Origin of the sequence: Pseudomonas sp. RSB 5.4, from assembly GCF_037126175.1 — a bacterium.
GTDB lineage: Bacteria > Pseudomonadota > Gammaproteobacteria > Pseudomonadales > Pseudomonadaceae > Aquipseudomonas > Aquipseudomonas fluorescens_H.
Genome location: NZ_CP146986.1, coordinates 4,319,838 through 4,346,275, shown reverse-complemented (window position 1 = coordinate 4,346,275; position 26,438 = coordinate 4,319,838). Strand labels below are relative to the sequence as shown.

General features: G+C 61.2%; 28 protein-coding genes. 16 read left to right on the top strand and 12 right to left on the bottom strand.

What is annotated here, in order from left to right:
• Positions 1 to 140: 140 nt before the first annotated feature.
• Positions 141 to 1,355: an aldose 1-epimerase family protein gene (locus V9L13_RS19735; protein ID WP_338800318.1), complete on the top strand. Its 1,215-nt coding sequence runs from the start codon at positions 141 to 143 to the stop codon at positions 1,353 to 1,355.
• On the opposite strand, the gene V9L13_RS19730 is transcribed toward V9L13_RS19735, so the two are convergent.
• Both V9L13_RS19730 and V9L13_RS19725 read right to left on the bottom strand, forming a co-directional pair.
• Positions 1,352 to 2,845, bottom strand: coding sequence for a YifB family Mg chelatase-like AAA ATPase (locus V9L13_RS19730; RefSeq protein WP_338800317.1), 1,494 nt, complete (start codon positions 2,843 to 2,845; stop codon positions 1,352 to 1,354). The genes V9L13_RS19735 and V9L13_RS19730 overlap by 4 nt on opposite strands.
• Before the next feature lie 758 nt (positions 2,846 to 3,603).
• Positions 3,604 to 3,864, bottom strand: a complete 261-nt coding sequence (locus V9L13_RS19725; protein ID WP_007920416.1) for an accessory factor UbiK family protein — start codon at positions 3,862 to 3,864, stop codon at positions 3,604 to 3,606.
• 413 nt (positions 3,865 to 4,277) lie between these two features.
• On the opposite strand from V9L13_RS19725, the gene glnK reads away from it, so the two are divergent.
• From glnK to sutA, 4 genes are all read left to right on the top strand, one after another.
• Positions 4,278 to 4,616 carry a P-II family nitrogen regulator gene (glnK, locus tag V9L13_RS19720; RefSeq protein ID WP_002555808.1) on the top strand — a complete coding sequence of 113 codons (339 nt, stop codon included), beginning with the start codon at positions 4,278 to 4,280 and terminating at the stop codon, positions 4,614 to 4,616.
• 37 nt (positions 4,617 to 4,653) lie between these two features.
• Positions 4,654 to 5,991 (top strand): ammonium transporter, encoded by a 1,338-nt coding sequence (locus V9L13_RS19715; protein WP_338800316.1) that lies wholly within the window; start codon positions 4,654 to 4,656, stop codon positions 5,989 to 5,991.
• 216 nt (positions 5,992 to 6,207) lie between these two features.
• Positions 6,208 to 6,633 carry a secondary thiamine-phosphate synthase enzyme YjbQ gene (locus V9L13_RS19710; RefSeq protein ID WP_003229414.1) on the top strand — a complete coding sequence of 142 codons (426 nt, stop codon included), beginning with the start codon at positions 6,208 to 6,210 and terminating at the stop codon, positions 6,631 to 6,633.
• Between the two features lie 102 nt (positions 6,634 to 6,735).
• A complete protein-coding gene (gene sutA, locus V9L13_RS19705; protein ID WP_003229413.1) occupies positions 6,736 to 7,062 on the top strand; it encodes a transcriptional regulator SutA in 327 nt (108 codons plus the stop codon).
• A 188-nt stretch (positions 7,063 to 7,250) separates the two neighbouring features.
• Here the strand turns inward: sutA and V9L13_RS19700 are convergent, their stop codons facing one another.
• Genes V9L13_RS19700 through V9L13_RS19675 form a run of 6 tightly spaced genes read right to left on the bottom strand, consistent with a single transcriptional unit; the run spans position 7,251 to position 11,863 of the window.
• Positions 7,251 to 7,958, bottom strand: coding sequence for an HAD-IA family hydrolase (locus tag V9L13_RS19700; RefSeq protein WP_103521298.1), 708 nt, complete (start codon positions 7,956 to 7,958; stop codon positions 7,251 to 7,253).
• Complete coding sequence (gene xerC, locus V9L13_RS19695; RefSeq protein ID WP_338800315.1) at positions 7,955 to 8,854, bottom strand: tyrosine recombinase XerC; 900 nt, start codon at positions 8,852 to 8,854, stop codon at positions 7,955 to 7,957. The genes V9L13_RS19700 and xerC overlap by 4 nt, the downstream gene beginning before the upstream one ends.
• A gap of 2 nt (positions 8,855 to 8,856) precedes the next feature.
• Positions 8,857 to 9,582: a DUF484 family protein gene (locus tag V9L13_RS19690; protein WP_003229406.1), complete on the bottom strand. Its 726-nt coding sequence runs from the start codon at positions 9,580 to 9,582 to the stop codon at positions 8,857 to 8,859.
• A gap of 13 nt (positions 9,583 to 9,595) precedes the next feature.
• Positions 9,596 to 10,426, bottom strand: a complete 831-nt coding sequence (gene dapF / locus V9L13_RS19685; RefSeq protein ID WP_103483680.1) for a diaminopimelate epimerase — start codon at positions 10,424 to 10,426, stop codon at positions 9,596 to 9,598.
• Between the two features lie 3 nt (positions 10,427 to 10,429).
• On the bottom strand, positions 10,430 to 11,677 hold the full coding sequence (lysA, locus tag V9L13_RS19680; RefSeq protein ID WP_262142428.1) for a diaminopimelate decarboxylase: 1,248 nt from the start codon (positions 11,675 to 11,677) through the stop codon (positions 10,430 to 10,432).
• A gap of 9 nt (positions 11,678 to 11,686) precedes the next feature.
• Complete coding sequence (locus V9L13_RS19675; RefSeq protein ID WP_003229400.1) at positions 11,687 to 11,863, bottom strand: lipoprotein; 177 nt, start codon at positions 11,861 to 11,863, stop codon at positions 11,687 to 11,689.
• A gap of 315 nt (positions 11,864 to 12,178) precedes the next feature.
• Here V9L13_RS19675 and cyaY point away from each other — a divergent pair, with 315 nt between their 5' ends.
• The 3 genes from cyaY to rnk all read left to right on the top strand — a co-directional run bounded on the left by cyaY (position 12,179) and on the right by rnk (position 13,402).
• Entirely contained in the window at positions 12,179 to 12,511 is a 333-nt protein-coding gene (gene cyaY / locus V9L13_RS19670) for an iron donor protein CyaY (protein WP_003229398.1), read from the top strand.
• A 4-nt stretch (positions 12,512 to 12,515) separates the two neighbouring features.
• Positions 12,516 to 12,734, top strand: a complete 219-nt coding sequence (locus V9L13_RS19665) for a DUF1289 domain-containing protein (protein WP_082920365.1) — start codon at positions 12,516 to 12,518, stop codon at positions 12,732 to 12,734.
• Between the two features lie 257 nt (positions 12,735 to 12,991).
• The gene (gene rnk, locus V9L13_RS19660) at positions 12,992 to 13,402 is read left to right on the top strand and encodes a nucleoside diphosphate kinase regulator (RefSeq protein ID WP_226500820.1); all 411 of its coding nucleotides are present in this window, start codon (positions 12,992 to 12,994) and stop codon (positions 13,400 to 13,402) included.
• A 7-nt stretch (positions 13,403 to 13,409) separates the two neighbouring features.
• Here the strand turns inward: rnk and V9L13_RS19655 are convergent, their stop codons facing one another.
• The 3 genes from V9L13_RS19655 to V9L13_RS19645 all read right to left on the bottom strand — a co-directional run bounded on the left by V9L13_RS19655 (position 13,410) and on the right by V9L13_RS19645 (position 17,224).
• Positions 13,410 to 16,250 carry a class I adenylate cyclase gene (locus V9L13_RS19655; protein ID WP_338800314.1) on the bottom strand — a complete coding sequence of 947 codons (2,841 nt, stop codon included), beginning with the start codon at positions 16,248 to 16,250 and terminating at the stop codon, positions 13,410 to 13,412.
• 183 nt (positions 16,251 to 16,433) lie between these two features.
• Entirely contained in the window at positions 16,434 to 16,679 is a 246-nt protein-coding gene (locus V9L13_RS19650) for a TIGR02647 family protein (protein ID WP_003229392.1), read from the bottom strand.
• 260 nt (positions 16,680 to 16,939) lie between these two features.
• On the bottom strand, positions 16,940 to 17,224 hold the full coding sequence (locus V9L13_RS19645) for a hypothetical protein (protein WP_201136262.1): 285 nt from the start codon (positions 17,222 to 17,224) through the stop codon (positions 16,940 to 16,942).
• Positions 17,225 to 17,347: 123 nt separating this feature from the next.
• On the opposite strand from V9L13_RS19645, the gene V9L13_RS19640 reads away from it, so the two are divergent.
• A complete protein-coding gene (locus V9L13_RS19640) occupies positions 17,348 to 18,007 on the top strand; it encodes a glutathione S-transferase (protein ID WP_103483675.1) in 660 nt (219 codons plus the stop codon).
• A 110-nt stretch (positions 18,008 to 18,117) separates the two neighbouring features.
• Here the strand turns inward: V9L13_RS19640 and argH are convergent, their stop codons facing one another.
• A complete protein-coding gene (argH, locus tag V9L13_RS19635; protein WP_027610449.1) occupies positions 18,118 to 19,512 on the bottom strand; it encodes an argininosuccinate lyase in 1,395 nt (464 codons plus the stop codon).
• 464 nt (positions 19,513 to 19,976) lie between these two features.
• On the opposite strand from argH, the gene V9L13_RS19630 reads away from it, so the two are divergent.
• The 7 genes from V9L13_RS19630 to V9L13_RS19600 all read left to right on the top strand — a co-directional run bounded on the left by V9L13_RS19630 (position 19,977) and on the right by V9L13_RS19600 (position 26,375).
• Complete coding sequence (locus V9L13_RS19630) at positions 19,977 to 20,723, top strand: LytTR family DNA-binding domain-containing protein (protein ID WP_003229385.1); 747 nt, start codon at positions 19,977 to 19,979, stop codon at positions 20,721 to 20,723.
• Positions 20,724 to 20,860: 137 nt separating this feature from the next.
• Positions 20,861 to 21,802 carry a hydroxymethylbilane synthase gene (gene hemC, locus V9L13_RS19625; RefSeq protein WP_338800313.1) on the top strand — a complete coding sequence of 314 codons (942 nt, stop codon included), beginning with the start codon at positions 20,861 to 20,863 and terminating at the stop codon, positions 21,800 to 21,802.
• Positions 21,799 to 22,566, top strand: coding sequence for a uroporphyrinogen-III synthase (locus V9L13_RS19620; RefSeq protein ID WP_103521688.1), 768 nt, complete (start codon positions 21,799 to 21,801; stop codon positions 22,564 to 22,566). The genes hemC and V9L13_RS19620 overlap by 4 nt, the downstream gene beginning before the upstream one ends.
• Before the next feature lie 16 nt (positions 22,567 to 22,582).
• Positions 22,583 to 23,725, top strand: coding sequence for a uroporphyrinogen-III C-methyltransferase (locus tag V9L13_RS19615; RefSeq protein ID WP_338800312.1), 1,143 nt, complete (start codon positions 22,583 to 22,585; stop codon positions 23,723 to 23,725).
• Positions 23,722 to 24,960 carry a heme biosynthesis protein HemY gene (locus tag V9L13_RS19610; RefSeq protein WP_201136265.1) on the top strand — a complete coding sequence of 413 codons (1,239 nt, stop codon included), beginning with the start codon at positions 23,722 to 23,724 and terminating at the stop codon, positions 24,958 to 24,960. Before V9L13_RS19615 ends, V9L13_RS19610 begins: the two co-directional genes overlap by 4 nt.
• 218 nt (positions 24,961 to 25,178) lie before the next feature.
• The gene (locus tag V9L13_RS19605; RefSeq protein ID WP_003229380.1) at positions 25,179 to 25,730 is read left to right on the top strand and encodes a disulfide bond formation protein B; all 552 of its coding nucleotides are present in this window, start codon (positions 25,179 to 25,181) and stop codon (positions 25,728 to 25,730) included.
• A gap of 186 nt (positions 25,731 to 25,916) precedes the next feature.
• Positions 25,917 to 26,375 carry an Rsd/AlgQ family anti-sigma factor gene (locus V9L13_RS19600; protein WP_003229379.1) on the top strand — a complete coding sequence of 153 codons (459 nt, stop codon included), beginning with the start codon at positions 25,917 to 25,919 and terminating at the stop codon, positions 26,373 to 26,375.
• The last annotated feature ends 63 nt before the right edge of the window (positions 26,376 to 26,438 follow it).

Genomic DNA, 26,438 nt, shown 5'->3' with positions numbered 1-26,438 from the left:
GATCCCTGTAGGAGTGAGCCTGCTCGCGATAGCTTCACTGCCAATCCTGGGTAAAACACTCGATCTCTTGCTCTTTCACACTTGCTGAAACGTTTCCGCAGCGCTATAAAAATGGCACAACTCCAATAAAGGCTGCTGCCATGACCCCGTTCAAACTCGCCGTTGCACTCGGCGCACTCTCTGCTGCTTCCCACGCCATGGCTTGGGATTACGTACTCCTCGACACCAACAAACCCGCGCAAAACTGGAGCATCACCAGTGAGCAGCTCGGGGTGAAAACCGACAAACCCTTTTCCGTGAGTCTGCGCACCTTGCACGGTGGGCGACAGGAGGGGGTCAGCATCGTCGACATCGATAACGGCACGATGAAACTCTCGGTGGTGCCGACCCGCGGCATGAATGTCCTGCAAGCCTCTGTTGGTAGTGTGCGTATGGGTTGGGATTCGCCGGTCAAGGAAGTGGTCAACCCGGCTTTCATCGAACTCAACGGACGCGGTGGCCTGGGTTGGCTGGAAGGCTTCAACGAGCTGGTGGCCCGCTGCGGTTATGAATGGGTCGGCCATCCCGGCATGGACAATGGTGAGTTGCTGACTCTGCACGGGCGCGCCGCCAACATCCCGGCCAGCAGCGTCACCCTGCACATTGACGAAAAACCACCCTACGCCATCAGTCTGCGCGGCGAACTGAAAGAGCAGGCGTTCAAGAAAGTCGACTTCTCGGTCGTCACCGAACTGGTCACCGAGCCCGGTAGCGTGCGTTTCGCCCTCAACGATACGCTGACCAACAACGGCGATTATCCAAAGGAATACCAGGCGCTGTACCACAGCAATTTCAGTACGCCATTCCTTGAGCAGGGCGCACGTTTTGCGGCTCCGGTAAAACAGGTTTCGCCTTTTAACGACAAGGCCAAGGGCGATCTGCCCGACTGGCAGACCTACCGCGCGCCGACCAAGGACTACGACGAAACCGTCTACAACGTCGTGCCTTATGCGGACGCTAAAGGCGAAACCCTGGCCGTGCTGCACAACAAGGCCGGCAGTCTTGGCGTTTCTGTTGGCTTCAATACGCAGCAACTGCCGGTATTTTCCCTGTGGAAAAACACCGACACTCAAGGGCAGGGCTATGTAACGGGACTTGAGCCGGGTACCAGTTTTTCCTACAACCGCCGCTATCAGCGTCCGTTGAATCTGGTGCCGACCATTGCGCCAAAGGCCAGCCAACAGTTTCAGATCAGCTACAGCCTGCTGGCGGACAAAGGCGCTGTGGATAAAGCCTTGAAGCGCGTGACCGAGATTCAGGCCGGGCGTGAAACCGAAGTGCGGCAGGCACCGCTGGTTGATCTGACCGAGCATTAAGGCGTCGCCGGCCGATACTGCAGCGCCTCGGCCAGATGCTCACGGCGGATTGCATCGACTTGCTCAAGGTCTGCCAGGGTTCTGGCGACTTTGAGCAAACGATGGGCTGAGCGTAGTGACAGGGTCAGCCGTTCGCAGGCCGACTCCAGCCAGGTTTCATCGGCTGTGGATAACTTGCAGTGGCGTTTCAGTCCCGGCAGATCGAGAAAGGCATTGGCGCAGGACTGGCGTTTCAGCTGCCGTTCCCGCGCCTCGGCGACACGTTCCGCGGCAGTGGCACTGTCTTCGCCCGGCTTCACCGTTGGATTCAACGCTGTCGCCTCCCGCGCCACCGTCAGGTGCAAGTCGATCCGGTCCAGTAGCGGCCCCGATAGCTTGTTGCGATAACGCTGGACCATGTCCGGCGTACAGGAGCACTTGCCGCTAGGCTCGCCAAGATATCCACAGGGGCACGGATTCATTGCCGCCACCAGCTGAAAGCGCGCAGGAAATCGCACACGTTCCTTGGCTCGGGCGATCACGATATGTCCGGACTCCATCGGCTCGCGCAGAACCTCCAGCACCTTGCGATCAAACTCCGGCAGTTCATCGAGAAACAGCACGCCGTGATGCGCAAGGGTGATCTCGCCGGGTTGCGGTTTTGAGCTGCCTCCGACCAGCGCCGGACCGGATGCCGAGTGGTGCGGCTGGCGAAACGGTCGCTGCGGCCAGTGGGTCAGCGGCACGCCGCTGGCGACCGATTGAATTGCCGCCACTTCCAGTGCCTCGCATTCAGACAGCGGCGGCAGCAGCCCCGGCAAGCGACTAGCCAGCAATGTTTTGCCCGTCCCCGGTGGCCCGCTGAACAACAGGTTGTGCGCGCCCGCCGCCGCAATCAGCAACGCCCGTTTCGCGGCCATCTGACCTTGCACTTCATTGAGGTCGGGATAGGGTTTCGCTGCATGAATCAGCCCGTCCGACACATAAGGCTCGACCGGTGTATGCCCGTTGAAATGCGCCACCGCCTCCAGCAGATGGTCCACCGCAAACACCTTCAACCCCGAGGCCAGGCACGCCTCCTCGGCATTCGCCCGCGGTACCACCAGTGCCCGCCCGGCCTTGCGCGCCGCCAGTGCCGCCGGCAACACCCCGCGTACCGGCCGCACCGCACCGGACAACGCCAGCTCACCGAGGCATTCCACCTCATCCAGCGTCAGACACGGCACCTGCACACTCGCCGACAGAATCCCCAAGGCAATCGCCAGATCAAAGCGCCCGCCATCCTTGGGCAAGTCCGCCGGCGCCAGATTCAAGGTGATCCGCCGCGCCGGAAACTGCAGCCCGGAATTGATGATCGCGCTGCGCACCCGGTCCTTGCTCTCCTTCACCGCCGCTTCCGGCAGGCCGACCATGGTCAGCGAGGGCAGACCGTTAGCGAGATGGACTTCGACGGTGACGGCGGGGGCATCGACGCCAATCTGGGCGCGACTGTGGACGATGGAGAGGGACATGGTCGTTCCTTGAGCTGAATCGGGGACCGCTTCCTGCGGGTTTTTGAAGGGTAGTTGGGGAAGGGCGATCAGGCGGGGGCGAACTTTCACTGGATGTTGCGGGAAAGTGGTCAACCAATCTCGAGGCGAAAAAAAACCGCCTTGAGGAGACGGTTTTCAGTTTGCAGGCTTCGGTGAGGCCAAGGCCTGCGTATCCTTTGCGGACACACTCACGTGAAATCAGGTTATGCATGTTTGCTCATTGGCGCAAGTATCAAAAGGGCTTGAACGGGCGCAACGGTAATGTTGTCAGCACTTGCCTAACGACTTGATACAAGTTGTTTAAATCGCTTTTCTAAGGGCGCTCATAAAATCCGCAATGACGATGCCCACTCATGGAGTATTCGCGAAGTGTGGCCGGGAGCGCAAAGACTTCATGTTCCTCGACGCGGTGTGAGACCCGTGCCGGTGCTTTTTTTGGGGGACTCACACCCGGCCGCCTTGGCGGACACACTCACGTGTAGTCCCGAAGGTGTTCGTACGCCGGAAAGTGCATCGGAGGTTTGGCCCCACGCAAGGAGGGCCAAAATATGTCTAAGTTTCTTAAACATATGTGGCGCCTCGTCAGAATCGCGTTATGGGCTTTTCGCCTGTACGAGTTTCTGCGAGACCGTTGAAATAATTCGTTGTAAGGATTGATCTGACGGAAACCGCTCCTGCTTTGGCAGGAGCGGTTTAACTTCTCTTCGCAAACTTGAAGGCATTTCTACTCGGGATTGTTATTCCGCAGGCGGCGTCAGCTTCGCTTCCATCTCGGCAACTTTCGCTTCGAGGCTCTCGAGGCGAGCGCGGGTACGGGCCAGTACGACCATCTGACTGTCAAACTCTTCCCGGCTCACCAGATCCAGTTTGCTGAATGCACTTTGCAACAGCATCTTGAACTGGCTTTCGATTTCGGCTTTCGGCAGCGGGGTGTCACCGCTGAACAGGCGGGAGGCAGTGCCGCTCAGGGCGTCGAGGAAGTCTTTGGGCGCGAGCATGGTGGATGTCCTGTAAACAATGGCGGGCAGTGTATCACGCAGTGTCTATAGTCATTTGCGCAGGCATGGATGCACGCTTTTCGCGCAAGCGGACGGACGGCAGCGCACCGTTGTTGTGCGTATCCATCGCGGGTTTTGTGCGCGAGCGCCTGCGGCAGCGGCCAAGGGATTGAAATCAGGGGAATTTGGCGAGATGGCAAGCTTTCTGCTTAGTCGGTAGTGACCCATGCACTGATGCAGTCGCTGTGACGAATGCAGTGCGGCAGGCGGGACGGGGAGTTTCGTCGGCAGCGGTTAGCTGGCGTCAGTCGGGCAGGTAAGGCCGACGATGCGTTACAAAGCCAGGCACTGCGCTTAGACTTGAGTCGGGTTTGTTTTCCTGGGGCAAGTCCACCAATTCGGGAGAGAGTTTCATGAAGCTAGTCACTGCCATCATCAAGCCGTTCAAGTTGGACGACGTGCGCGAGTCGCTGTCCGAAATCGGCGTGCAGGGCATTACCGTCACTGAAGTCAAAGGCTTCGGCCGGCAGAAGGGTCACACCGAGCTGTATCGCGGCGCGGAGTATGTGGTCGATTTTCTGCCCAAGGTGAAAATCGACGTGGCCATCGACGACAAGGATCTGGATCGGGTTATCGAGGCGATAACCAAGGCTGCCAACACCGGCAAGATCGGTGACGGCAAGATCTTCGTGGTCAATCTGGAACAGGCGATCCGCATCCGTACCGGCGAAACCGATACCGACGCGATCTAAACGCCGCCACAAACCCAACGCCCCAGGAGAAAACAATATGACTCTGCGTAAATTCGCAGGGCTAGGCGCCCTGTTGTCCATCGTAATGCCCGGCCTGGCTATGGCGGCAGATCCGGTGGCGCCTCCAGTCCTCAATTCCGGCGACACCGCCTGGATGCTGACCTCCACAGCCCTCGTGCTGTTCATGACCATTCCCGGCCTCGCGCTGTTCTACGGCGGCATGGTGCGGTCGAAAAACATTCTTTCGGTGATGATGCAGTGCTTCGCCATTACCGGCCTGGTCACCATCCTGTGGTTCCTTTATGGCTACAGCATGGCGTTCGACACCACCGGGATGGAAGCCAACGTCGTCAACCTGAACTCCTTCGTCGGCAGCTTTGCCAAGGCCTTCCTCGCGGGCATCACGCCTGCCAGCATTACCGGCCCGGCAGCACTTTTCCCTGAAGCGGTGTTCGTCACTTATCAAATGACCTTCGCCATCATCACTCCGGCGCTGATCGTCGGTGCCTTCGCCGAGCGCATGAAGTTCTCCGCGATGCTGGTGTTCATGGGCGTCTGGTTCACTCTGGTGTATGCGCCGATCGCGCACATGGTCTGGAGCGGTCCGGGTTCGCTGCTGGGCGATTGGGGCGTGCTCGATTTCGCCGGCGGCACCGTGGTTCACATCAACGCCGGTATCGCCGGTCTGGTGGCGTGCCTGGTGCTGGGCAAGCGTAAAGGCTTCCCGACCACCCCGATGGCACCGCACAACCTTGGTTACACCCTGATGGGCGCGGCGATGCTGTGGGTCGGCTGGTTCGGCTTCAACGCCGGTTCCGCCGCGGCCGCCAACGGCACTGCCGGCATGGCGATGCTGGTGACTCAGATCGCTACCGCTGCTGCAGCATTGGGCTGGATGTTCGCCGAGTGGATCACCCACGGCAAACCTAGCGCACTGGGCATTGCCTCGGGTGTGGTTGCAGGTCTGGTGGCAATCACGCCGGCAGCCGGTACCGTGGGCCCGATGGGCTCGCTGATCATCGGTCTGGCGGCCGGTGTGGTGTGCTTCTTCTGCGCGACCACGCTGAAACGCAAACTCGGTTACGACGACTCCCTGGATGCCTTCGGCGTGCACGGTATCGGCGGTATCCTCGGCGCGATCCTCACCGGCGTGTTCGCCGCGCCGGCGCTGGGTGGCTTCGGCACCGTGACCGACATCGCTTCGCAAGTGTGGATTCAGTGCAAAGGTGTCGGCTTCACGGTGATCTACACCGCGGTCGTCACCTTTATCATCCTCAAGGTACTGGACGTGGTCATGGGCCTGCGTGCCACCGAGGAAGAAGAGGCAGTGGGTCTGGACCTGGCACAACACAACGAACGCGGCTACAACCTGTAAGTACGCGCATCGAAAAAACTTGCCCGGCTTGCCGGGCATTTTTTTGTCTGGAATTTGTCATTCAGGTAGTGGCTGAAAGGATTTTTCGTACGGCTTTGGTCGTGTTTACGACAAGCGTTTTTCTGCGGCCAATGGCTTACATCATTGCAGGAATATTAGGGCCTTTGTTTTTTCCCAGAGCGCGCTAGAATGCGCCCCGAACGTGCGGAGAACTGTATGTGGCAACAGACTCTGATAACCCTGCGGGCACGGCCCCGGGGCTTTCATCTGGTAACGGACGAGTTACTCGCCGGCCTGCCTGAACTCAAGGCGTGCCGGGTCGGTCTGTTGCATTTGTGGCTGCAGCATACCTCGGCGTCGTTGACCATCAACGAGAACGCCGATCCGGCGGTCCGTCGCGACTTCGAACGATTTTTCAATCGTCTGATCCCACAAGGAACAGACGGCTATGAGCATAACGACGAAGGCCTGGACGACCTCCCGGCGCACTTCAAGGCCAGCGTACTTGGCTGCCAGATCAGTCTGCCGGTTTCGGCAGGGCGACTGGCTCTGGGCACCTGGCAAGGCGTTTATCTGGGCGAGCACCGTGATCATGGCGGTGCCCGTAAAGTCCTCGCCACCCTGCACGGTGAAGGGGCGTAAACCGTTGGTCACCAGCGGTTACCGATTTTTTTACGGCGACTTTCGACAGTCGCCAAAGCTGGTCTATAACTAATCTGCTTTTCGCAAGTCATGAGGTAGAACATGAGCGACGATGATCTGGAAAACGACGACCTCGAAGTAGGCGACGAAGACGAGGCCGAGGAAGGCCTGGAAGCAGCAGCGGAAGACGTTGCTGACGACGATGGCGGTGACGATACGCCGGCCCCGGCTGCCAAAGGCAAAGCCAAGGCTGCGGTGTCGATCGACGAATTGCCGAGCATCGAAGCCAAGAACAAGGAGCGCGACGCCCTGGCCAAGGCCATGGAAGAATTCCTTGCGCGCGGCGGCAAGGTGCAGGAAGTGGAGGCCAACGTGGTCGCCGATCCGCCCAAGAAGCCTGACAACAAGTACGGCAGCCGCCCTATCTGAGGCGTGCCGCTTGCTTGCTGAAAAAGCCCGCCGTCGCTGCGGGCTTTTTCATGCCTGAAATAAAGTCATGGATGCAGGCAATCCCCTGTGGGAGCGGGCTTGCTCGCGAAGGCGGTGTGTCATTCAAATTATATGTCGACTGACACGGCCTCTTCGCGAGCAAGCCCGCTCCCACAGGGGATAGTGGATCAGTTCGAGAGGGCATTCCAGCGCGCCAGTACCGCCGGCAAATCAGTCAGGCTGCGGATCTCGGCATCCGGCAGGCGCTCGGCTTCCCAGACCTTGCCCGTCGGGTTGAACCAGATCGCGCGCATGCCTGCCTGTTGCGCCCCGGCAATGTCATCGCCGGGATGATCACCAATGTGTACCGCCAGATCAGCGCTCACACCACCACGCTGCAACGCCTCGTGAAACAGCCGCACATCCGGCTTGGCGATGCCGATGTCTTCCGCGCACAACGCAAACTTGAAGTAATCCGCCAGGCCCAATCGACGCACGTCGGCATTGCCGTTGGTGACCACGCCGAGGGCGTAGTGGTTGGCGAGGATTTCCAGAGTCGGTTCGACCTCGGGAAATACCGTGATCTGGTGCCGCGCGTGCAGGAACACTTCAAAACTCTTGTCGGCCAGATCGGAAGCTTCGCCGTGGGCGTACCCGGCTTCTTCCAGCGCGTGGAACAGCACGCGCCGACGCAACGCGCTGATGCGATGTTTGAGGCCCGGTTCGCTGGCCAGCACCCGCTCGCGAATCGCCCACAGATGCTCCACCGGCACCGCGCCCAGATTGGGTGCGTGTTCGCTCAACCACTGGCGCAATACCGCTTCGGCGCTGACGATCACCGGGGCGGTGTCCCACAGGGTGTCGTCGAGGTCGAAGGTGATCAACTGGATGTTCATGAATCGTCGCCTTTGCTGCGTTTGGCCCGTGGATGGGCGCTGTCGTAGACCGCCGCCAGGTGCTGGAAATCCAGGTGGGTGTAGATCTGCGTGGTCTTGATGTCCGAGTGGCCGAGCAGTTCCTGCACCGCGCGCAGATCCTGCGAGGATTCCAGCAAGTGGCTGGCGAAGGAGTGCCGCAGCATGTGCGGGTGCAGGTTCTGCCCCAGTTCGCGCTCGCCGGCCAGTTTCACTCGCACCTGAATCGCCCGCGGGCCGAGGCGCCGGCCTTGCTGACTGACGAACACGGCGTCGTCGGCCGGGTTGGTCATGGCCCGCAGCGGCAGCCATTGCTCGAGTGCTTCGCGAGCCTTTTTGCCGACCGGCAGCAGACGGGTCTTGCTGCCCTTGCCGAGCACCTGAACCATGCTGTCGGCCAGATCCAGCTGATCGAGATTGAGCCCGGTCAGCTCGGACAGGCGCAGGCCCGAGGAATAGAACAGTTCGAGAATCGCCTGATCACGACGGGCGAGAAAATCGTCCTCGACCGCACCTTCAAGCAGTTGCAACGCACGGTCGGTGTCGAGGGTTTTTGGCAGGCGCCGTTCGCCTTTCGGCGGCGCCAGACCGGTCGCCGGGTCGTGGTCGCACAGGCCTTCGCGATTCAGATAGTGATAGAGCCCGCGCACCGCTGAAAGTAATCGGGCGAGGCTGCGCGACGACTGCCCCTGGGCATGCAGGCGGGCGATCAGGCTGCGCAGACGCTGAATATCCAGCGCCGCCCAACTGCCGATGTTCTGTTTGAGGCACCAGCCGAGGACTTTATCGAGGTCGCGGCGGTAGGCCGACAGGGTGTGCGGCGACACCTGTCGCTCACTGCGCAGGTGTTCGCAGTAAGCGTCCAGTTGTCGTTCCATATTCAGCGTACCGAGCGCAGGGAGCTGTTGACCCGTGGCAGCACGCGACCCATGACTTCAGCGATGTAGCTGAGGAACAGCGTGCCCACCGAACTCTTGTAGTGCTGCGGATCACGGCTGGCGATTGCCAGAATGCCGTGGATGCCTTGATGGCTGACCGCAACCACTGCAGTGGAGCCGATCTGCTTGCGCTGCTCTTCGCCGAACAGGAAGTCCAGCTCATGTTCCCGCAGGGTGCCGCTGACGCTCTTGCCTTCGGTGAGCAGGCCGCCAATAGCGGTTTGTGCGTCGGCGTGGGTTACCCAGCGGCCAACCGGCGCCGGGTTGTCGCCGAGCAGGATCAGGCTGACAAAGGGCACCTGAAAATCCTGGCGCAGGCTGTCTTCGACGCTGATCACCACGTCTTCCAGGCTGGCGGCGTCCATCAGCGACAGGATCAGACGGCGGGTCTTGTCGAACAGCCGGTCGTTGTCGCGGGCCACGTCCATCAACTGCGAGAGACGATGCCGCATTTCGATGTTGCGGTCGCGCAGGATGCTCATCTGCCGTTCGACCAGCGATACGGTGTCACCGCGCTGATGCGGAATGCGCAGGGCGGGCAGCAGTTCTTCGTGCTCGACGAAGAAGTCCGGATGAGCCTCGAGGTATGCGGCAACCGCTGCCGCCTCCAGGCTCTCGGACGCTGATTCGTCGGACTGTCGGGCGGGTACCTGAGGCTTATCGGTCATGGCTTCTGCTCACTCAAAGACGCACTTGTCCTTCGTATACACGCACTGCCGGGCCGGTCATCAGCACCGGTTGGCCAGGGCCTGCCCATTCAATGGACAGACGCCCGCCGGGCAGGTCGATCATCAGCGGCGAATCCATCCACCCCTGACTGATTGCAGCTACAGCGGCGGCGCAGGCGCCGGTGCCACAGGCCTGAGTTTCCCCGGCGCCGCGTTCCCAGACGCGCAACTGCGCACGGTTGCGGTCGATGACCTGGATGAAACCGACATTGACCCGCGCCGGGAAGCGCGGGTGGTGTTCGATTTTCGGCCCCAGTTCATGCACCGGTGCGTTGTTGATGTCCTGTACGCGCAGCACCGCATGGGGATTGCCCATCGACACGGCGGCCAGCTCGACCGTGGTGCCGTCGACCTCCAGTTGATAGCTGGTAGCCTGCGCCGGCGCGTCGAACGGAATGTCCGCCGGCACCAGGCGCGGCGCGCCCATGTTCACCCCGATCTGGCCGTCGTTACGCACGTCCAGCTCGATGATGCCGCCCTTGGTCTCGACGCGAATCTGCCGTTTGGCCGTCAGGCGCTTGTCCAGAACGAAGCGCGCGAAGCAGCGTGCACCGTTGCCGCACTGTTCCACTTCCGAGCCATCGGAGTTGAAGATCCGGTAACGGAAATCCACGTCCGGATTGCTCGGCGCTTCGACGATCAGCAACTGGTCGAAACCGATACCGGTGTGCCGGTCGCCCCATTGCTTGGCGTGCTTGGGCTGAATATGCGCGTGCTGGCTGACCAGGTCGAGAACCATGAAGTCATTGCCCAGGCCGTGCATTTTGGTAAAACGCAGCAGCATGGGTTACTCCGGCAGCAGGCTTTCGCCGGCAAACAGCTCGGCCACGGTTTCGCGGCGGCGCACTTCAAAAACCTGATCACCGTCTACCAACACTTCAGCGGCACGGCCACGGGTGTTGTAGTTGGAACTCATCACGAAGCCGTAGGCACCGGCCGAATGCACGGCCAGCAGGTCGCCTTCTTCCAGCGCCAGCTCACGATCCTTGGCGAGGAAATCGCCGGTTTCGCAGATCGGGCCGACCACGTCGTACTGGCGTGCGGCGGTGTCGCGCGGCTTGACCGCGGTGATGTCCATCCAGGCCTGATACAGCGCCGGGCGGATCAGGTCGTTCATCGCCGCGTCGACGATGGCGAAATCCTTGTGTTCGGTGTGCTTGAGGTACTCGACCTGAGTCAGCAGCACGCCGGCGTTGGCGACGATGAAGCGGCCCGGTTCGAACACCAGCGCCAGGTCACGGCCGTTCAGACGCTCGCGTACGGCCTTGATGTAGTCGCCGGCCAGTGGCGGCTCCTCATCGCGATAACGCACGCCCAGGCCACCACCGAGATCGATGTGGCGCAGGTGAATGCCGCAATCGCCGAGGCGGTCGACCAGATCCAGCAGACGGTCGAGGGCATCGAGGAACGGCGGCAAAGTGGTCAGTTGCGAGCCGATGTGGCAGTCGACACCGATCACTTCCAGGTTCGGCAGGTGCGCGGCACGCACGTACACGTCTTCGGCGTCGGCAATGGCGATGCCGAACTTGTTCTCTTTGAGACCGGTGGAAATGTACGGGTGGGTGCCGGCGTCGACGTCCGGGTTCACGCGCAGCGAGACCGGTGCGCGAACACCCAGCTCGGCAGCCACGACTTGCAGGCGCTCGAGCTCGTCGGTGGATTCGACGTTGAAGCAGTGCACGCCGACTTCCAGCGCGCGACGCATGTCGTCACGGGTCTTGCCGACGCCGGAGAACACGATCTTGTCGGCGCTGCCGCCAGCGGCCAGCACACGTTCCAGCTCGCCACGGGAAACGATGTCGAAACCGGCGCCGAGACGGGCCAGGACATTCAGCACGCCGAGGTTGGAGTTGGCCTTGACTGCGTAGCAGACCAGGTGCGGCATGCCGGCCAGCGCATCGGCGTAGGCCAGATATTGGGCTTCAATGTGCGCACGCGAGTAGACATAAGTGGGCGTGCCGAAGCGGTCGGCGATGGCGGACAGGGCCACACCTTCCGCGAACAGCTCCCCGCCACGGTAGTTAAAAGCGTCCATGGCGATCCCTTATTGGTAAACGTCGTGCTTGTGCGCCTTGGAGGCAGGTTGTTGTTGCGACGACTTGGCTTGCTCGGCCGGGTCCTGATCGTCATCCGGCAGGTACAGCGGGCCTTTTTGACCACAGGCGGAAACGAGGCAGGCAACCGCGACGAGCGCAGCAAGGGAAGAGATCAGGCGCTTCATGGCGAAATCCTTGAAAATGCGTTAATTGCGCCGGAGTATACCGGCCACCCGGCAGCTTGCCTATGCGAGGGGGTTCCCGTCCGGCGGGGCTGCTGGATACACCTGGAGCCTTGTGGGAGCGAGCCTGCTCGCGAAGAGGCCGGCACATCCGATATGTCTGCTGCCAGACACACCGCTTTCGCGAGCAAGCTCGCTCCCACAGGGTTTGGTGTTGATGGGCCGGCAGGCCCTTGGTCGTTATCCTTTGCAATCGGCCGGCAGCGTCCGTATCTTGCGGCGCTTGAGCCTGATCAGACATTTTTTGAGGTTGCCACAATGAGTTTGTCCGAAGCGCGTTTCCACGATCTGGTCGATGAAACCCAGGAAAAACTGGAGGACATCTTTGACGAAAGCGACCTGGATATCGACCTGGAAAGCTCGGCCGGTGTACTGACTGTGAAGTTTGAAAACGGCACGCAGCTGATCTTCAGTCGTCAGGAGCCGTTGCGTCAGCTGTGGCTGGCGGCGGTCTCCGGCGGTTTCCACTTCGACTACGACGAAGAGAGCGAGCGCTGGATGTGCGACAAGAGCGAAGAGCAACTGGGCGAGATGCTCGAGCGCATCGTCAAGCAGCAAGCCGGTGTCGAATTCGATTTCGAAGGTCTGTGATTTCGTGACTGACACCGCACCTGTTCGTCCGCCAAAGCCGCTTTACAGCAACATCAGCCCGGCCGTGCCTTCGCCGTGCAGCGGCGTGTGCCGGCTTGATGAACAGAAGGTTTGTCTCGGCTGCTTCCGCCATGTCGAGGATATTCGCGAATGGCGCTCGGCCGATGATGAGCGCCGTCGGATCATCTGCCAGCAGGCTGCCGCACGAAAATCCCTGACTTGACTCGACCTTGTGGTGAGGGGATTTATCCCCGATAGACTGCGCAGCAGTCAGAAGCTTGGGGCCGCTGCGCGACCCCTCGGGGATAAATCCCCTCGCCACAGGGGTTCTTGCCAGATCAAAAGTGGGTGGCTTGTATATTTTTTGAGCTGTGATAGTGTCCGAACACGCCTCAACCCATCGAGGCCTGGTGAAAACCCCGTCTTTTTTGGCGGGGTTTTGCTTTTTTTGTGTGCAGAAGAAAGGAGTCTGCCCGGATCATGACCGCACCTTCCATCACCCTTACCCGTCTGGACGTACAACGTCTGGAGCGCCTGATCGACAGCCTGGATGACACGCTGCCGGGCGTGATCGCGCTGCAAACCGAACTGGACCGCGCCGATACACTGGTCGGCCACGATGAAGTGCCCGCTGATGTCGTGACGATGAACTCCCGCGTGCACTGCCGCGAAGAAGGCAGCGGCAAGGACTATCACCTGACGCTGGTCTATCCCAATGACGCCAACGCCGACGAAGGCAAGATCTCGATCCTGGCGCCGGTCGGCAGCGCGCTGCTCGGCCTGAAAGTCGGTCAGCACATCGATTGGCCGGCGCCCGGCGGCAAGACGCTGAAACTGACCTTGCTGGAAGTTGAGTCGCAGCCGGCCAACGGCGGCGATTTCCGCGAGTAATCCCGCCTCAGACCTGTTCGAGCGCCTCGTTCAGGGCGCGCTCCAGGTCGGCCTTGTAGCGCAGATACAAATTGCTTGAACTCTGACCATCACCGAGCAGGCCCGAGAGGTCCAGGTCGGTGATGTAGCAGCGATAGCGCTCGGTCTCGCGGCGTTGCTCGACGATCTCCCGGGCGACCGCGCGGAACAACTGGTCGCCATGTTCCAGCTCGCTGAACTCCCGCTGATTGCAATACAGCGTGACCTGCACCTCTCCGGGTGCGGCTTTGCCGACAATCGCCTGTACGTCGTAGAAAGGTTTATTGACCGGTGTCTGCGGCGTTGGCCGAGCCTCGACCCGTCGAGCCCTGCCCGGGCCCGAGGGCAATAGCTGGTAATACAAAATATCGAGAACCGCCGGGCTGGCATCCATTGGCAGCAGCGCTTCACGGCGGTACTGGATCGATTGCAGAAAACGCTGCAGCGGCACCAGCAGGCTCTGTTCGTCGTGATACGGCAGATGCTGTTGCCACAGCGCGTTGAACTCATCCAGCACGTACAGCTCGGCCTGTTGTTCAGTGATCCGGTAGAACACCTGAATCGATTCCGGCTGGCCCATCGGCAGAATCAGCGCGAGATCGTGATCCTCCAGCGCCATCGGGTCCAGGTGCAGCGGGCTGTAGCGCGGCTGTTCTTCGCCGAGGTAATCCAACAGCGCCGGCAAGGTAGCGAGAGCGACATGGTTGACCTGGCCCGGCACCAGCTCCAGCACGTGATAGTGCTGTTGCACCTGAATCAGGTAGCGGTGATTGAGCTCGCTGAGCAGCAGGGTCTGTGCGGTGTCGATGACTTCTTCGACGCGCCGGGCAATGAACTGCGCGCGGTTGTGGCAGAAGCAGCGCACTTTCAATGACGGCTGCTGCGGGCCGCGCGGCAGATTATTGAGGTAGTCGCGCAGGCAATCGAGCAACGCGTGGGGGCCGTCGAAACGGTTGACGAGCACTTCGTTCCAGCTGTTGAGCGTGACCTGATCGAGGGTCAGCACAAGGTTTTCGCGCACCCCGGCGTAACTCAGCGAATCGGTGCGTTCGGTGGTCATCAGGATGTTCAGGTCGCGGTGATGCTTGAGCGGATCGACACCGACGTTGACCAGGATCAGCACTTCGCTCGGCACCGCGGCGCGCAGCAGCGGTTCTTCGGCGACGGTCGGCAAGGGCAGGGCGATGCACTGCTGCAGGCTGCCGAGCAGGTTGAACAGTTCGAACTCGCTCAAGTCGCTGGTGCCGGGGTGCAGGGCCAGACGGGTGCTGCTGTCGATCACGCCGTTGCGGTGGCACCAGGTCAGCAGTTCGAGCAACTCACGGCTGCGCTTGATCGGCGCGAAGTGCTCCCACTCCAGCGCGGTCAGGCTGCCGTTGTACAGGCCCCACTGGGTTTGCCCGGGCTCTTTTTTGTTCGGCGACTGCACCAGGGTCAAGGTGTCTTCGGCCAGATCCGGGGCGATGCCGGGATTGATGAACTCGACCTTGTCGGCCTTGCGTTCGAACGCGGCGTACAAGCGGCGACCGAGCACATTGAGGTCGCGCTTGTTGATCAGGCTGACGGTCTGTTCGCTGCGGGCGAACTGGGTCAGGAAGCGATAACTGTAGTTCAGTTCATTGACCAGGGCGCGGCGTTCGGCACTGACCTGGCGGACTTTCCACTGGCTGCGGCTGTCGAGCAAGGCCAGTTGCCGCTGATCCCAATGCCACTCGTGGGCCAGGCGCTCCAGCAGCGAGCGCTGCCAGCTCTGGGTGCGGCTGTTGCCGGTAAGCTTGCGGTTGACCTTGAGATAAAGCGCGCGCCGCACCAGCTCCAACCGCTCCGGCTCGTTGCGGGCGCTGAGGTACTCCTCGATGCGCCGGTACACGACCATGTACGGATCCAGCTCATCCAGATCGAGCTGATTGGCGAACACGGCCTGCTTGTAGCGCAGGCTCAGGCACCGCACGTTCGGGTGTTCGCTGGCGTAGACCTCGGTCAGCAACAGCTTGAGCACCGACTTGTAGGGCGACTCGATGCCCTTGAACAATTGCCACAGGCCGGCGCCGATGAACTCGCCCGGCGGAATCGTCGCCAGATGCCCGAGATCAAGTGTCTCGTCGGCGCGAATGAAGCGCTTGGACAGCAAGGTGTGAGTGTACTGGTCGTAAGCGGTTTCTTCGTAGACCGGCACCAGCCACCAGATCGGTGTGCGCCCGGCCAGCCAGATCGCGGTGCGATAAAACTCGTCCAGCAACAGATAGTGCTGAGTGCTGCCGCAGTTTTCGGAGCTGAGCTGAGTGTCGCGTTCGCCTTTGACGAAGCGCACCGGATCGATCAGGAAGAAGTGCGCCTCGGCGCCTTGGGTCGCGGCCCAGGCTTCGAGGAGCTGGCATTTTTTGCGCAGTTCGGCGAGTTCGTTTTCGCTCAGGTCCGGTGCGTGGCAAACCCACACGTCCATGTCGCTCTGATCGGCCTGAGCCAGGGTGCCGAGGCTGCCCATCAGAAACAGTCCGTGAATCGGCCGAGGCGGGTTGCTGCCATGGCGCGGCTTGTAGGAGAACGAGCGGGTCAGGCGCTGCGCTTCGGCGAGGGCGCTGGCGTCCGGCTCATAGTTGGACAGCCCGGCGGGGGTGCTGCCGGAAACATAGCCCGGCAACAGCGGGTGATTGACGTGGAAGAACAGTGGCAGCAGGGTCAGTACGCCTTGCTGGCGGGTCGACAGGCCTTCAAGTGCCCGGCCGAGCCGGCCTTCATTGAGTTTGAGAAAACGCGCGCGCAGCTGGCTGAGCACCTTGCGGTCGATGCCTTCGTCCAGGTCGGGGCGGATTTCATGGGTGCGCGTCATGTCAGCTCAAACCGGCTCGCAGGCTCGGACGAAGAGGGTCTCGGAATGGGGGGCAGTTTAGCCTTTGCGCAGCGGGACTTTTAAGCTGAATTTGTTTTTTGACGTCAGATTTTTAGCGCGGGGTGCCGGGTGGGCCCGCGGAAATCCCGTGGCAGGAGTTCCCGTGGGCAAAGACGGGGGGAATCAGGCGGTTTCCTGCTCTCTCAGAATGGTCAGCACGGTTTGCACATTTTGCGCGGCATCACGACCCAGGCTGGTCAGATACCCGCCATCAGGCTGGTCGGTGAGTTCTTTTTCGAAGAGGCGTTTGGCGGCGGCGATATGTTTCGGGGCAGCGGTCTGATGAATTTTCAAACCTTCCTGGGAACTGTCCAGGTTGAAGAGTGCGAGGACTTCCAGTTCGGCAACCAGCTCAGGGGTAAGCGACATAAGGACTCCAGACTTTCTAGGAATTGGACGACAGCGCCCCTAAGGTGAACCCGCTTTTGCGGCATGTCCAGTGCTCAGATCAGGGATTTTGTCTTGAGGCGGATTCCAGTGTAGTCGGGGCCGGAGAGATGGCTGGATGGATGGGTGACAAATTGTGTGGGAGCGAGCCTGCTCGCGAAAGCGGTGTGTCATATAGCGTTGTTTTTGCTGATACACGGCATTCGCGAGCAGGCTCGCTCCCACAGGGGGATGTGTTTTGCTTACTGCTTTTCCGGTGGCAGCTCTGGCAGCGCACGCAGCGCAGTTTCATACCACTCGGTATCGAACGCGCGGTCTTCGTCGAGCATCGCGTCAATCTCGTAGGCCAGCACATGGGCCATCAGATTAAGGATCTCTTCGCGCTCGACGCCCACCAGGGTCAGCTTGTTGTAGGTCGCCTTGGCCGCTGGCGGGTTGTCGCTTTCGATCTGGTTCTCGATGGCTTCGATCAACGTCGCTTCGGTGAACTCTTCTTCGTCGTTGTCGATGTCTGTCGGCTCGCTCATGGCAGGCTCCTCAAGGAAAGGCGCCAGTTTACCCGCATTCAGCGGCGTAATGCTGCTGGCAGGATCGTGGCGGGCGATCTATAAACAGTGACTGCCCACCCCGCACGGCCTGGAGGCTATGTGATGTTCAAGCTCTACGGATTCGCTGTCAGCAACTACTACAACATGGTCAAGCTGGCGCTGCTGGAAAAGGGCCTGGCGTTCGAAGAAGTCACCTTCTACCCGACGCCGACACCTGAATCATTGGCGATCAGTCCACGCGGCAAAGTGCCGGTGCTGGGCGTCGAGGCGGGTTTCATCAACGAAACCGCGATCATCCTTGAATACCTCGAACAGACCCAGAAGGGCACGCCGCTGCTGCCGAGCGATCCATTCGAGCGGGCGCAGGTGCTGGCGATTGCCAAGGAAATCGAGTTGTACATCGAGCTGCCGGGCCGTGCCTGTTATGGCGAAGCGTTCTTTGGCGCGGCGGTACCGGAAGCGATCAAGGAGAAAACCAAAGCCGAGTTGCTGCTGGGTTTTGCGGCGTTGGGTCGACACGGCAAATTCGCCCCGTACGTGGCGGGCGACAGTTTGAGCATCGCGGATGTGTACTTCCTGTACAGCGTGCCGCTGGCGTGTGCGGTCGGGCAGAAACTGTTCGGGATCGATTTGCTGGCAGAGATGCCGAAGGCCAAGGCTCTGTTGGAGCGGCTTGAGCAGAATCCGCATGTGCAGAAGATTGCGGCGGACAAAGAATTGGCGATGCCGGCGTTTTTGGCGATGATCGCAGCGAAGAAGTAGATCTTGCAGTGTTCTGAAGTCAGCATTCGCGAGCAAGCCCGCTCCCACATTTGGACTGTATTAACAAATCCAGACTGTGGGAGCGAGCCTGCTCGCGAAGCTTTTGGCCTTTAGCGGCTGGCGATCAGGGCCTGACCGCGAACCACCGCTGCCTTGACCTGCGCCGGCGCAGTCCCGCCGATATGGTCACGGGCATTCACCGAGCCTTCAAGGGTCAGCACGGCGAACACGTCCTGCTCGATCTGATCGCTGAACTGACGCAGTTCTTCCAGGCTCATCTCGGCCAGATCCTTGCCGGTGTCGACGCCGTACTTCACCGCGTGACCGACGATTTCGTGGCAGTCACGGAATGGCAGGCCACGGCGCACCAGGTAGTCCGCCAGGTCGGTAGCAGTAGAGAAGCCGCGCAGCGCCGCTTCACGCATGATCGCGTGTTTCGGCTTGATCGCCGGGATCATGTCGGCAAAGGCCCGCAGCGAATCGCGCAGGGTGTCGGCGGCGTCGAACAGCGGCTCTTTGTCTTCCTGGTTGTCCTTGTTGTAGGCCAGCGGCTGGCCTTTCATCAGGGTCAGCAGGCCCATCAGTGCACCGAACACACGGCCGGTCTTGCCGCGTACCAGTTCCGGCACGTCCGGGTTTTTCTTTTGCGGCATGATCGAGCTGCCGGTGCAGAAACGATCCGGCAGATCGATGAACTGGAATTGCGCGCTGGTCCACAGCACCAGCTCTTCGGAGAAACGCGACAGGTGCATCATCGCGATGCTCGCGGCCGAGCAGAACTCGATGGCGAAGTCGCGATCGGAAACGTTGTCCAGCGAGTTGCCGCCGACGGCGTCGAAGCCCAACAGTTGCGCGGTGTATTCGCGGTCGATCGGGTAGGTGGTGCCGGCCAGCGCGGCGCTGCCCAGTGGCATGCGGTTGGTGCGCTTGCGGCAGTCGACCAGACGCTCGTAGTCGCGGCTGAGCATTTCGAACCAGGCCAGCATGTGGTGGCCGAAGGTCACCGGTTGTGCGGTCTGCAGGTGAGTGAAGCCCGGCATGATGCTCGCGGCTTCGCGCTCGGCCTGCTCCAGCAGGCCTTTTTGCAGGCGGGTGATCTCGGCCAGGATCAGGTCGATTTCATCACGCAGCCACAGCCGGATGTCGGTGGCGACCTGGTCATTACGGCTGCGCCCGGTGTGCAGTTTCTTGCCGGTGATGCCGATGCGATCGGTCAGGCGCGCTTCGATGTTCATGTGCACGTCTTCGAGGTCGACGCGCCAGTCGAACTGGCCGGCCTCGATTTCGCCCTGAATGGTCTTCAGGCCGTCGATGATGCTGTCGCGCTCGGCATCGGTCAGCACGCCGACCTTGGCCAGCATGGTGGCGTGGGCGATCGAGCCCATGATGTCGTGGCGATACAGGCGCTGGTCGAAGGTGACGGAGGCGGTGAAGCGGGCGACGAAGGCGTCGACGGGTTCACTGAAGCGGCCGCCCCAGGACTGATTGGTCTTGTCAGTGCTCATGAATTCGCTCGTATCGGCTTGAAGAAAGAAGGCGTGAAACGCTGGCGCGGATAATAACAGGGTTGCCAATCCTGTCGCTGACACCGGTCGATACGTTTTTTTCTCATCTGCTCATTCATAGTCGGCGCCGTCTACGGGGGATTTGCGCAAGGATATTTTTCGATTGAGCAATATCGGCCCGGCAAGCGTCTACAGTTGGACATAAGGGTCGGCGCGACTGCGGATCGCGCAAGTGCCGACTATAAGAAGAGGGGGTGGGTGGTTTTGTCCTTTGGCATACCCCGTGAAAAACGCAGGAAACAGCGGGCTTTGAGCAGTACGACCCGGACACTGGCAAATATTGCTGGCCGACGTACGGCACTTTTTGGCGCTCGGGCTAGTCTTAGCGTGGATCGCGGTGACGGACGTCACTTCACCTGTCTACGCTATCCTTGTGCGAGACTCACGCAGGAATCCAGCGCAATATGAATGTCCTGATCGTTGATGACGAACCACTGGCTCGCGAGCGCCTAAGCCGAATGGTAAGCGAGCTCGAGGGTTATACAGTCCTGGAGCCCAGCGCCACGAATGGCGAAGAGGCGTTGGCGCTGATCGACAGCCACAAGCCGGATATCGTGCTGCTCGATATCCGCATGCCGGGCCTCGATGGCCTGCAGGTCGCTGCCCGTCTGTGCGAGCGCGAAACGCCGCCGGCCGTGGTGTTTTGCACCGGCCCCGATGAATTTGCCGTGGAAGCCCTGCAGGCCAGCGCCGTGGGCTATGTGGTGAAACCCGTGCGAACCGAACATCTGCATGACGCCCTGAAACGGGCTGAACGTCCCAACCGGGCGCAACTCTCGGCCCTGACCCGTCCCGCCGCCGAAAGCGGTAACGGTCCGCGCAGTCATATCAGCGCCCGGACCCGCAAAGGCATCGAGCTGATCCCGCTGGATCAGGTGGTCTATTTCATTGCCGATCACAAATACGTGACCCTGCGCCATGAAAGCGGCGAGGTTCTGCTGGACGAGCCGCTGAAAGCCCTCGAAGACGAATTCGGCGAGCGTTTTGTGCGTATCCACCGCAACGCGCTGGTCGCCCGTGACCGCATCGAGCGTCTGCAACGCACGCCGCTGGGGCATTTCCAGCTGTTCCTCAAAGGCCTCAATGGTGATGCGCTGATCGTCAGTCGTCGACATGTGGCCGGTGTGCGCAAGATGATGCAGGGCCTCTGACCCGGCCTTCGCGCTTGGTTTCACTTTCTTCTACCGGGCATTGCAGGCCAGGGAGGCCACGCCGTTTCTGATTCAAGTCAAAGTGGATTTGGCTGAGCTGTTATTATCCGCCGTATCTATTCAGTACGGATTGATCCATGTCCTCTCGCGAAATCCGCATCGCCACCCGTAAAAGTGCGCTGGCCCTCTGGCAGGCCGAATACGTCAAAGCCCGTCTGCAAGCGGCCCATCCGGGTTTGCTGGTGACGCTGGTGCCCATGGTCAGTCGCGGTGACAAGCTGCTCGACTCGCCGCTGTCGAAAATCGGCGGCAAGGGCCTGTTCGTCAAGGAACTGGAAACCGCGCTGCTGGAAAACGAAGCCGACATCGCCGTGCACTCGATGAAAGACGTGCCGATGGACTTCCCCGAAGGCCTTGGCCTGTTCTGCATCTGCGAACGCGAAGACCCGCGCGATGCTTTCGTTTCCAATACCTACGCCAGCCTGGATGCGCTGCCTGCCGGCGCCATCGTTGGCACCTCCAGCCTGCGGCGTCAGGCGCAGTTGCTGACCCGTCGTCCTGATCTGGAAATCCGCTTCCTGCGCGGTAACGTCAATACTCGCCTGGCCAAACTCGATGCCGGCGAGTACGACGCGATCATCCTCGCGGCAGCCGGCCTGATCCGTCTCGGTTTTGAAGACCGCATCACTTCGGCCATCAGTGTCGATGACAGCCTGCCGGCCGGTGGCCAGGGCGCCGTTGGCATCGAGTGCCGCAGCGCCGACACGCCAATACATGCCTTGCTCGCACCGCTGCATCATGCCGATACCGCTTCGCGCGTGACCGCTGAACGCGCGCTCAATAAACATCTGAATGGCGGCTGCCAGGTGCCGATCGCCTGCTACGCCGTGCTCGAAGGTGAGCAGTTGTGGTTGCGTGGGCTGGTGGGCGAACCGAGTGGTGGCAAGCTGCTCAGCGCCGAGGCGCGCGCGCCGCGTACCGATGCCGAAACGCTGGGGGTGAAGGTTGCCGAAGACTTGCTCAGTCAGGGTGCCGACGACATTCTCAAAGCGGTGTATGGCGAGGCAGGTCACGAGTGACTGGCTGGCGCCTGCTGCTGACGCGCCCTGCGGATGACTGTGCGGCGCTGGCCGCGGAGTTGGCCGGACAAGGGATTTTCAGCAGTTGCCTGCCGCTTCTGGACATAGCGCCGCTGCCGGTCTCTGCCAAGATACGTCAGGCGCTGGCGCGGCTTTCGGGTTGCAGCGCGGTCATCGTGGTCAGCAAGCCGGCGGCGCGGATTGCGCTTGATCTGCTGGACGCTTATGGACCTCAGTCATTGTCGATGCCGTGGTTCAGCGTCGGCGCGGCGACCGCGCAGATTCTTCGCGATCACGGTCTCGACGTACACTTTCCCGCCGACGGCGATGACAGTGAAGCCCTGCTGCAATTGTCGCGTCTGCGCGAGGCGGTCACCGAGCCCGGCGCGCAGGTGCTGATCCTGCGTGGCGAGGGTGGCCGCGAGCTGCTCGCCGAGCGCCTGCGCGCGCTTGGTGCTAGTGTCGAGTATCTGGAGTTGTATCGGCGTGACCTGCCGGCCTACCCGCCGCAAGAGCTGCCGCGGCGGATTGCAGCGGAACGCTTGAACGGGCTGGTGGTCAGCAGTGGACAGGGTTTCGAGCACTTGCGCCAGATGGCCGGCGATGCCTGGCCTTCAATTGCGCAGTTGCCGTTGTTTGTGCCGAGCCCAAGGGTCGCCGAGCTGGCGCGTGCCGCCGGGGCCCGAACAGTTGTGGATTGCCGCGGCGCGAGTGCCGCGGCTTTGCTGACGGCGTTACGGGAGCATCCCGTGCCCGTTCTCTAATGCAAAGGATGGATACGTGAGCGAAACAGCCTTGCCTAAAGATGATGTCCAGCCTGTGATCGATGCCCAGGTTGAAACTCCACCGCCGGCCAAAGAGCCGCGCCGAGGCAACGGACTGGCCATTGTCGCCCTGTTGCTCGGCGCTGCCGGCGTGGCGTTCGGTGGCTGGGGGGTCTGGCAGGTGCGTCACCTGCAGACCAACACCGCACAGCAGTCCGATCAGGTGCAGGCGTTGAACGATCAGGCGCAGAGCCTCAAGCTCAACGAACAGCGCCTGACCGAGCGCCTCGCGCAGCTGCCCGGTGCCGATGAACTCGCCGAGCGCCAGCGTCTGGTGACGCAACTGCAGGGTGATCAACAGCGCCTCAACCAGCGCCTGGAAACCGTTCTCGGCGCCAGCCGCAAGGACTGGCGTCTGGCCGAGGCCGAGCATCTGCTGCGTCTGGCCAGCCTGCGCCTCTCGGCCCTGCAGGACATCAGCAGCGCTCAGGCGCTGGTACAGGGTGCCGATGAAATCCTCCGCGAACAGAACGATCCCGGCTCGTTCGCCGCCCGCGAGCAAGTGGCCAAGACCCTCGTCGCCCTGCGCAACACCGAGCAGCCGGATCGCACCGGCCTGTTCCTGCGCATCGGGGCCTTGCGTGATCAGGTCATCCAACTGACCGAGCTGGCGCCGGAGTACAAGGATCGCGGCGAATCGCTGCTGGGCCTGACCGCTGACGGCGATGGTGCCAGTCGCTGGGCGCAGTGGTGGGATCAGGTGTCGCGCTACATCCGCATTGATTTCAATGCCGACAAGAATGTGAAGCCACTGCTGGCCGGGCAAAGTCTGAGCCAGGTGCGTCTGGCCCTGAGTCTGGCGCTGGAGCAGGCGCAGTGGGCTGCGCTCAATGGCCAGGCGCCGGTCTACAGCCAGGCACTGACCGAAGCGCGGGACGTGCTCAAGGGCAATTTCAATCCGGATAATCCGCAGAGCAAAATCATGCTCGAACAGGTTGCCGAGTTGAGCCAGCAACCTGTGACGGTCAAGACCCCTGACCTGACCGGCACGTTGAGCGCGGTGCAGGCTTACCTGGAACGCCGTAACGTCAACGCTGAAGAATCGGTCAAACCGTTCGCCAAACCTGCCGCCAACACCGCGCAGGAGACCACGCCATGAAACGCCTGTATGTGATCGTGTTTCTGGTGATCGCCGCGACGGCGGCGCTGGGCCTGGCGATTGCCGAGCATTCCGGTTACGTGCTGGTTGCCTACAAGAGCTTTCGCTATGAATCGAGCCTGTGGGCGACGCTGGCGCTGATTGCGGTGTTGTGGCTGTTGATCTGGGGCATCAAGGCCCTGATCGAGCTGATCATGACGTCCGGTGGCGTGGTCAATCCGTGGTCACGGCGCAACCGCAGCCGGCGGGTGCAGGTGGCCATCGAACACGGTCAGCTGGATCTGGCCGAAGGTCGCTGGGCCAGCGCGCAACGTCACCTCGCTCGCGCCGCCGAGGCCGAGCGCCAGCCGCTGTTGTATTACCTCGGCGCGGCACGCGCGGCCAACGAACAAGGCAAGTACGAGGAGTGTGATCAGTTGCTCGAGCGTGCCCTGGAGCGCCAGCCTCAGGCCGAACTGGCGATTGCCTTGAGTCACGCGCAGTTGCAGACCGATCGTGGTGACACTGACGGCGCCTTGGTGACCCTGCAAGCGATGCACGAGCGGCATCCGCATAACGTACAGACCTTGCGACAGTTGCAGCGTCTGCATCAGCAGCGTGGCGACTGGGCGGCGGTCATTCGCCTGTTGCCGGAACTGCGCAAGGACAAGGTGTTGCCGCCGGCCGAGCTGGCGGAACTCGAACGGCGTGCCTGGGGCAACAACCTGTCCCTGGCGGCGCATCGTGACGAGGACGGCAAAGTCGGTCTGCAATCACTCACGCGTGCCTGGGAGCAATTGACTTCCGCGCAGCGTCAGGAGCCGGCGCTGGTGCTGGCATACGCCGAACAACTGCGTCAGCTGGGGGCTCAGGTCGAGGCGGAAGAAGTCCTGCGCAGCGCCCTCAAGCGCAAGTACGACAGCCACCTTGCACGTCTTTATGGCCTGGTGCGCGGCAGCGATCCGGCGCGTCAGTTGCAGACCGCCGAAGGCTGGCTCAAGGAGCATCCGGCTGATCCAAGCCTGTTGCTGACCCTCGGTCGTCTCTGTCTGCAAACCAGCTTGTGGGGCAAGGCACGGGATTATCTGGAAAGCAGTCTGCGGGTGCAGCGTAACCCGGAAGCCTGCGCCGAGTTGGCGCGCCTGCTCGCGCAACTGGGTGATACCGAGCGCAGCAACCAGTTGTTCCAGGAAGGTCTCGGCCTGCTGGATGAACGCCTGCTGGCCGCGCCGTTACCGGTGCCGGTTCGCGCCTGAAATCACGAGGGAGGCTGCTCCCTCGTCAACGTTCAGTGAGCGAATAATTACCTCTGGCGGGCGTGTTGGGCAAAGTCCTACAGCGGACTACACCTATTCCTCTCGCGCCTGTCGGGTTTTCCCTACAGTTCTGGTGAACTGTCGCCAGGCACCTGCCTTGAAAGGCTGACAAGCTTTCCTCTACCGTAACTGCCTGTCTCCACTGCTACGGAAAAGCCATGTCGTTGGCCTGTTCACGCTCCTTGTTTTTTACGGCTTTCACTGCAGGCGCACTGGCCCTGGGAGCTTCCTATTACCTCGAATATGCGGTCGGGCTGACGCCCTGCAGTCTGTGCCTGGCGCAACGCTTCTTCATGGCGTTGCTGATGGTCTGTTGCGGGCTGGCGGCGATTCACGGCCCACGGCGTGTCGGCCTGTCGCTCTATTGGGCGGCCGCGCTTGGCCTGAGCCTGGGCGGAACCACGGCGGCCTGGCGGCAGGTGTTGTTGCAGAGTGATCCGCTGGTGCAAATGACCAGTTGCGCGCCCGATTCCGAAGCGCTGTTCAGCAACCTGCCGTGGTTGTGCGCAACGCTGCGGATGTTCAAGGGCGGTGTCGATTGCGCGGAAATTTCCTGGACGCTGTTCGATTTGAGCATCCCGGAATGGAGTCTGCTGTTCTTTGTGGCGATGTCGATCCTTGCGGTTTACCAGTTACTGCGTCTGGTCTGGAGCGCGCTGCAACGACCGCTCAGCGGCGAAGCGTCGCACCGGGCGCTGGTCGGGGATTAAACACTTGTATGAACTTTATCTCCTGCGTACCTTGAAGCCATAGGCGTGCGGGCATAATCTGGCCCGCACGTGTCATTGGATTTATGTTGCTCGATGACGCTCTGCCCGGTCGGCCTCCAAGCGAAAAAAGCCAGAAGAGGGGCGCGGGTGTAGAGCAGCATGACCCACAAGGGAAGAGAGATCGCCATGCTCGAAAGTTGTCAGAATGCTCAGGAACGCTGGGGTGGAGTTCATCTGCTGATCGACCGCTGGTTGCAGGAGCGTGAAGATCTGATCGGTGCCTACGACAAGTTGGGTGACAAACCCCAGGCTCTGTCCGAGAACCGTAAACCCTTGCTTGAATTCTGCGGCGTGCTGGTCGATTACGTTTCGGCCGGGCACTTCGAAATCTACGAACAGCTGACCGGCGAAGCCAAGGCGTTCGGTGACACGCGCGGCCTCGAACTCGCCGAAACCCTCTACCCGCGCATTGACGTCATCACCGAAAAACTCCTCGCGTTCAACGATCTTTGCGATGAAGGCAAATGCGTCGCCGAGAAGTTCAAGGAGCTGGGTGGCCTGCTGCACGAACGCTTCGAACTGGAAGACTGCCTGATTGAAGTGCTGCACACGGCACACAAGCAGGAAGATCCGGTTCAGGCCTGATTCGTTTCTCGCCGACATGAAAAACGCGGTGCGCCGAAAGCGCACCGCGTTTTTTTATGCAGG